A 6,094-nucleotide genomic window follows, 5' to 3' on the forward strand; every position below is an offset into this window, starting at 1 on the left:
CCGGAGGTGGCTGTCACTGCTGCGGAGGCGGCTGCACGGCGGGCCCCGTGACGTCGCAGCGTGGTTTGCACGCCACGGTCGGACCGAGCGCTTCCTCCAGTGTTTCCTCGGGTTGGGGTTCCTCGGGCCGAGCCTTCTCGGGCCGAGGAATCATGACGAGGGAGATTGCCGCACCGACCACGAGCAGTCCCGCACAGATGCCCATCGCGATCCGGAAACCGGATGCGATCACCGTGGGGTCTGCGAGCGCGCCCGCCCCGATTCCGGCCAGTGCCGGCAGCGCGGCCACGGCGAGCAACTGGCTCGTCCGGGCCACGGCGTTGTTGACGCCGGACGCGATGCCGGCCTGGTCGGTGGACACCGACCCGAGTACGGCAACCGTCAGGGGCGCGACGAGCGTGGAGAGCCCGAGCCCGAACACCAGAACACCGGGCAGGACCTCCGTCAGATACGGGGCGTCGGGGCCGATCCGCAGCATGAGAAGCAGACCGCCGGCAGCCAGGAGCGGCCCGACGGTCATCGGTATACGCGGTCCGTGGACCTGGGCCCAGCGTCCTGCCCGCGACGACAGCAGCAGCATCAAGATCGTGATCGGCAGTGACGACACCCCCGCGGCGAGCGGGGAGTAGCCGGACACGATCTGTAGCTGCAGCATGAGTAGGAAGAACACGCCGCCGAGGGCTGCGTACACGGCGAGGGTGACGAGGTTTGCGGCAACGAAGACCCGTGAGCCGAATAGCGAACTCGGTACGAGCGCATACGGAGATCTCCGCTCGACCAGCACGAACGCAACCATCAGCACCGCACCGACGATCGCCGCCCACGTGACCTCCTCGATCAGCCCGTAGGTGAGTGCGCCCAGAGCCACAGCGGCGAGCGCAGCCCCGGGAATATCGAGTCGCTCCGGCGGGTGTGGATCACGAGTCTCCGGCACGTGCCTGGCCGCCACCCACACGACCGCGACAGCGAGTGGCAGGTTGATCAGGAACACCGAGCGCCACCCCGCGAAATCCACGAGCCAACCGCCCAGCATGGGGCCGATGGCCGCCGCCACTCCGCCGAGACCGGACCACAGCCCGATAGCCGCACCCCGATCGTCTTCGTCGAACGACGCGGAGATGATCGCGAGGCTCCCCGGTGTGAGCAGGGCTGCACCGATGCCCTGCAACACGCGCGCGGCGATGAGAACGTCCACGGTCGGGGCGAATGCGCACAGAGCTGACGCGATGGCGAACCACACCGTCCCCCAGACGAACACGCGTCGGCGGCCCAATCGGTCACCCAGCGCCCCGCCGAGGAGGATGAACGACGCCAGAGTCAGCGTGTAACCGCTGAGGGTCCACTGCAGGCCCGCCACCTCGGCGCCGAGGTCACTGCCGATGCGGGGCAGTGCGACGTTGACGACGGTGCCATCGAGCATCGCGAGCGACGAACCCAAGACTGTCGCGGCCACGACCCACCGGCCACGTGACGAGCTCAACGCGAGCGCTGGAGCGGCCATGTCCTCGATCCTGCGCCATCTGCTTCCACGGGACGAGTGATTTGCCCAAAGCAAACCGTCTTGTTAGTTATGTCTGTAGTTCAATGAGTCGTCTTTCCGAATCTTTGCGAGGAAATCACCACCCGTGGCAATCGCCACCGAGAAGGGGTCCGACATCCATGAATGATTCTGAGTACCCGTCTGCCTTCACTTCGACCGCCCAGCTCACGCCAGACGGCCACCTGGATCCGGCTCCTCCAGTAGGAGGTGGCGGTTCCTCCCCCTCGCAGAGTCGGCGGTGGCCGCGAGTAGTCGCTGCAGTCGCGGGTACTGGTGTCGCCTTCGCGACTGGCCTCGGGGTCGGGTTCCTCGCCACCCCTAGTGAAGAGGAGAACCAGGCGAAGATTGACGCGGCAGTGGCCGATCAGCGGGCGGAGCTTGCTGCGCGGCAGGATGACGCGCGTAAGCAGATCGCTGACGCGCAGGAGCAGGCCGACGCGGCCGAAACTGCTATGCAGACGGCGCGGGACACCCAGGAGGAGGCCGACAAGCACGCCGCGGCGGTCAACGAGCAGCTCGATGAACGCGAGGAGGAACTCGACCGTCGGGAGGCCGCGCTCGAGCCTCGTGAAGCGGACGCCGCCAAGTCCAAATTCGGTAGCGGTGTGCACCTCGTTGGCGTCGATATCAATCCCGGCACCTACCGCGCGGCCGGCGGCAATTACTGCTACTGGGAACGGTTGTCCGGAACGTCCGGCGAGTTCGACGACCTCATTGCCAACGGCGGGGTCGAGGGCGCCGTGGTCGTAACGATCTCGCCGTCTGACGTCGCGTTCAGCAGTTCCGGTTGCGGGACTTGGAGCAAGGCCGGCTGATCCAGCACCGAGAGACACTTGTCGGTGTATGTATCGAGCGCGCCGAGGCGTATTGCACCGACTCGACGCCGTTTCCATTCCCGACACCCGGGAGTTCCCCGGAGTCGTTGTCGGGTCACGTGAACATAACTCGTAGAGGTTCGGGGAGCTGGGGAGCGAAATCGACTGTCCCGCAAGATCTCTGCCGGGATGTCTTTGGGTTCGGGTAAGAGCCACGCACGTATCGGGTCGCGCGAGAGCGCGACCCTGGTGCTGGGTCGTTGCCTGCTCGGTCCCGGCTGCGCTGGGGAGGATGACAGAGCCCCACCGCCTTCGAAGGAAGACGGTGGGGCACGGTCGTATGGGACTACTGTCGTACGAGACTACTGTCGTACGGGACTACTTGTAGCTGTAGAAGCCCTGGCCGGTCTTGCGGCCGAGATGCCCGGCGTCGACCTTGCGGCGGAGGAGGGCCGGCGGCGCGTAGTGCGGCTGACCGAACTCGGCGTGCAGCGACTCGGCGGCGGCCAGTGCGACGTCGAGGCCGACGGTGTCGAGCAGTGTCAGGGGCCCCATGGGGTAGCCGCAGCCGCCCTTCATGGCCTCGTCGATGTCCTCGGCCGTTGCGTACCCGGACTCGAGCATCCGGACCGCGTCGCAAAGGTACGGGATGAGCAGCGCGTTGACGATGAAACCGGCGCGGTCGCCAGCACGGACGGCCTTCTTCCCGAGGGTGTCACGCGCGTAGTCGGTGACGGCCTTGACCGTCTCCTCCGACGTGACCAGGCTGACCACGATCTCCACCAGCGGCATGACGGGCACCGGGTTGAAGAAGTGGACGCCGACGACCTGCGAGGGGCGCTCGGTCGCGTTCGCGATCTTGATGACCGGGATCGACGACGTGTTCGTCGCCAGGATTCCGGACGGCTTCACAATCTTGTCGAGCCGACCGAAGATGTCGGCCTTGAGCGCCTCGATCTCCGGGGCGGCCTCGATGACCAGGTCGCGGTCGGCAAACTCGTTGATATCGAGGGTCACGCGAACGCGGGCGACGGCGGCGTCCGCGTCGTCCTGCGTGATCTTGCCGCGGGCCACGCCCTTGCCGATCGAGTTAGCGATGCGCGCCTGCGCAGCGTCGGCGAACTCCTGTGTGGTCTCGAGGACCAGGACGTCGCTTCCGGCCTTGGCGCACACCTCGGCGATGCCGGCACCCATCGTGCCGCCACCGATCACACCAACTAGCTCCACGGTGATTCTCCACTGTCGTCTCTTCACCTCGCCTGTCGGGCGAAGTGCTGTCTGGGGTCGTTCTTCTAATCGATCGAGTTCTGCCCGAGCGCATCCTGCTGCTCGAGCAGAACTGCTGTGCAGGATTACTTCAGGAGCGCCCGGGACATGACCACGCGCTGGATCTGGTTGGTGCCCTCGTAGATCTGGGTGATCTTGGCGTCACGCATCATGCGCTCCACCGGGAAGTCCGTGGTGTAGCCGGCGCCACCGAACAGCTGGACGGCGTTGGTGGTGACCTCCATCGCGACGTCCGAGGCCAGGCACTTCGCGGCGGCAGAGATGAAGCCGAGGTTCTTCTCGCCGCGCTCGGCGCGAGCCGCGGCCGTGTAGACCATGAGGCGGGCCGACTCGATCTTCATCGCCATGTCGGCGAGCATGAACTGGGTGTTCTGGAACTCGGCGATAGACTTGCCGAACTGCTTGCGGTCCTTGGTGTAGGCGAGGGCCGCGTCGAACGCACCCTGCGCGAGACCGAGTGCCTGCGCGCCGATCGTGGGGCGGGTGTGATCGAGGGTCTCGAGGGCGGTCTTGAAGCCGGTGCCGGGCTCGCCGATGATGCGGTCACCCGGGATGCGGCAGTTCTCGAAGTACAGCTCGGCGGTCGGGGAGCCCTTGATGCCGAGCTTGTGCTCGAGCGGACCGACGACGAAGCCCTCGTCGTCCTTGTGGACCATGAACGCGGAGATGCCGTTGGCGCCCTTGTCGGGGTCGGTCACGGCCATGACGGTGTACCAGGTGGACCGGCCGCCGTTGGTGATCCAGCACTTGGAGCCGTTGAGGATCCAGTCGTCGCCATCGGCCTTCGCGCGGGTGCGCATGCTCGCGGCGTCGGAGCCGGCCTCTCGCTCGGAGAGCGCGTACGACGCCATCTCGCCACCGGCGATCTCGGGCAGCACCTTCTTCTTCAGATCCTCGGAACCGTTGAGGATCAGGCCCATCGTCCCGAGCTTGTTGACGGCAGGGATGAGGGAGGACGAACCGCAGACGCGAGCGACTTCCTCGATCACGATGCACGCGGCGACGGAGTCCGCGCCCTGGCCGTCGTAGGCCTCGGGCACATGGATGGCGTTGAAGCCCGATGCGAGGAGCGCAGACAGAGCCTCTTCGGGGAACCGTGCCTGCTCGTCGACATCCTTCGCGTACGGCGCGATCTCCTTCTCCGCGAGTGCGCGGATCGCGGCCCGCAGCTCGTCGTGCTCCTCATTCAGTTGGAAGAGGGGGAAATCGGGGTTGCCGGCCATGGAGACGCTCCTCGGGTGTGCGGGACGGTCAAGTGTTTTGCAAACGGTCTGCGGACACCAAGTTCTAGGCACTCAGTGCCACTGGATTTGGTGTCGCACCAGTGTACCTTCGAGGCATGTTTTCGCCGCTCGTGCGTACCAGTTCGCGAACGGTCCCGATCAAGTGAGGCACTAAGTGCCGGTCATGGCGTGGACCGGTCGAACCCCTCGAGTTGCGTGCGTACCCTTCGGACCACCTCGTCCACGGGCGTGCCGGGCGGGTAGGTCACGACCGCGACGGCCGAGCTGCCCGGTGCCGCGGCCGGGGCCTCACGGGCGGCGACCCCGAACCTGCGTCGGATCTCGATCAGGGCCCGCTCGAGTTCGGTCGGCGTCGCACTCTCGTCGCCGCGGATCATTGCGCGCAGCAGGTAGTTGTGACAGGCCGTCACGGTGGCGGCGAAACCCACGACGTCCAGGGCTTTGGCCGACGGCACCGCACCACGCAGGTAGTCGGTGAACAGTCGCTCGTAGCGGTACCCGGTGACCAATTCGCGGTCACGCAGCGCAGGCACCCGCTGGACCACCTGGTACCGCCGCACCGACAGTTCACGATTCTCCCGGAATCGGTCGAACACCAGATGGGCAGCCTCGCACACCGCCCCCCACGGGTCCTGGGTCGTGGTTGCGAGGTACGCCGAGGCCTGCTCGAGCAGCGACTCGTGATCGGCGAAGATCACGTCCTCTTTGGACCGGAACTGCCGGAAGAACGTGCGTCGCGAGACCCCGGCTGCTGCCGCGATCTCGTCGACGGTCGTCGCCTCGTAGCCGCGCTCGGCGAACAAGCGGATAGCTTGGGTCGCGACATGTACCCGGAAGTCCACCGAATCGCCGTTGCTGTCGGGCCCGGTGCCCTCGACTCGCTCACTCATGGGGCCAGTATCCACGCAGAATCCGGGTCCGATCCACGAAGTATCGGGGCCCGGCACCCACAGAATTTGGGTCCGTCGGCGGCCTACTTGCACCCTGTCCGCCGTACTCGCGTTTGTCTGACCTGCCACTCTGGACCGTATTGCACCTCTGACGGATACTGCACGTAAGCGCTCGTCGTCGGGCGCGGGCTCTCCTCGCGGGAAGTGTTCGTTCAACGGCGGTGGCGTGACATGCCGCTGGCGAACCAACCTCCTTGGGGGTGATACATGGACTCCGCCGACCCTTTGCCCGAATCGCCTGAAACCGGATCGGCCCGT

At 66.3% G+C, this 6,094-nt stretch carries 5 protein-coding genes; 1 reads left to right on the plus strand and 4 read right to left on the minus strand.

Features of this window, described 5'->3' with window-relative positions:
- Positions 1-13: 13 nt before the first annotated feature.
- On the minus strand, positions 14-1,501 hold the full coding sequence (locus EF834_RS13275) for an MFS transporter (protein WP_127947673.1): 1,488 nt from the start codon (positions 1,499-1,501) through the stop codon (positions 14-16).
- Positions 1,502-1,659: 158 nt separating this feature from the next.
- Between EF834_RS13275 and EF834_RS13280 the strand changes: the two genes are divergently transcribed.
- Entirely contained in the window at positions 1,660-2,355 is a 696-nt protein-coding gene (locus tag EF834_RS13280; protein WP_127947674.1) for a hypothetical protein, read from the plus strand.
- 378 nt (positions 2,356-2,733) lie between these two features.
- Here the strand turns inward: EF834_RS13280 and EF834_RS13285 are convergent, their stop codons facing one another.
- The 3 genes from EF834_RS13285 to EF834_RS13295 form a co-directional block, all read right to left on the minus strand.
- The gene (locus EF834_RS13285; protein ID WP_127947675.1) at positions 2,734-3,582 is read right to left on the minus strand and encodes a 3-hydroxybutyryl-CoA dehydrogenase; all 849 of its coding nucleotides are present in this window, start codon (positions 3,580-3,582) and stop codon (positions 2,734-2,736) included.
- Between the two features lie 125 nt (positions 3,583-3,707).
- Positions 3,708-4,865 carry an acyl-CoA dehydrogenase gene (locus EF834_RS13290; protein ID WP_127947676.1) on the minus strand — a complete coding sequence of 386 codons (1,158 nt, stop codon included), beginning with the start codon at positions 4,863-4,865 and terminating at the stop codon, positions 3,708-3,710.
- A 182-nt stretch (positions 4,866-5,047) separates the two neighbouring features.
- Positions 5,048-5,776 (minus strand): TetR family transcriptional regulator, encoded by a 729-nt coding sequence (locus EF834_RS13295; protein WP_127947677.1) that lies wholly within the window; start codon positions 5,774-5,776, stop codon positions 5,048-5,050.
- Between the last annotated feature and the right edge of the window lie 318 nt (positions 5,777-6,094).

Source organism: Rhodococcus spongiicola, from assembly GCF_004011835.1.
In the GTDB taxonomy this organism is placed as follows: Bacteria; Actinomycetota; Actinomycetes; order Mycobacteriales; family Mycobacteriaceae; genus Prescottella; species Prescottella spongiicola.

What these genes read in the sequence shown, in the direction of transcription:
- EF834_RS13295 (WP_127947677.1), bottom strand. Translation starts at nt 5,776, where the DNA reads ATGAGTGAGCGAGTCGAGGGCACCGGGCCCGACAGCAACGGCGATTCG.
- EF834_RS13280 (WP_127947674.1), top strand. Translation starts at nt 1,660, where the DNA reads ATGAATGATTCTGAGTACCCGTCTGCCTTCACTTCGACCGCCCAGCTC.
- EF834_RS13290 (WP_127947676.1), bottom strand. Translation starts at nt 4,865, where the DNA reads ATGGCCGGCAACCCCGATTTCCCCCTCTTCCAACTGAATGAGGAGCAC.
- EF834_RS13275 (WP_127947673.1), bottom strand. Translation starts at nt 1,501, where the DNA reads ATGGCCGCTCCAGCGCTCGCGTTGAGCTCGTCACGTGGCCGGTGGGTC.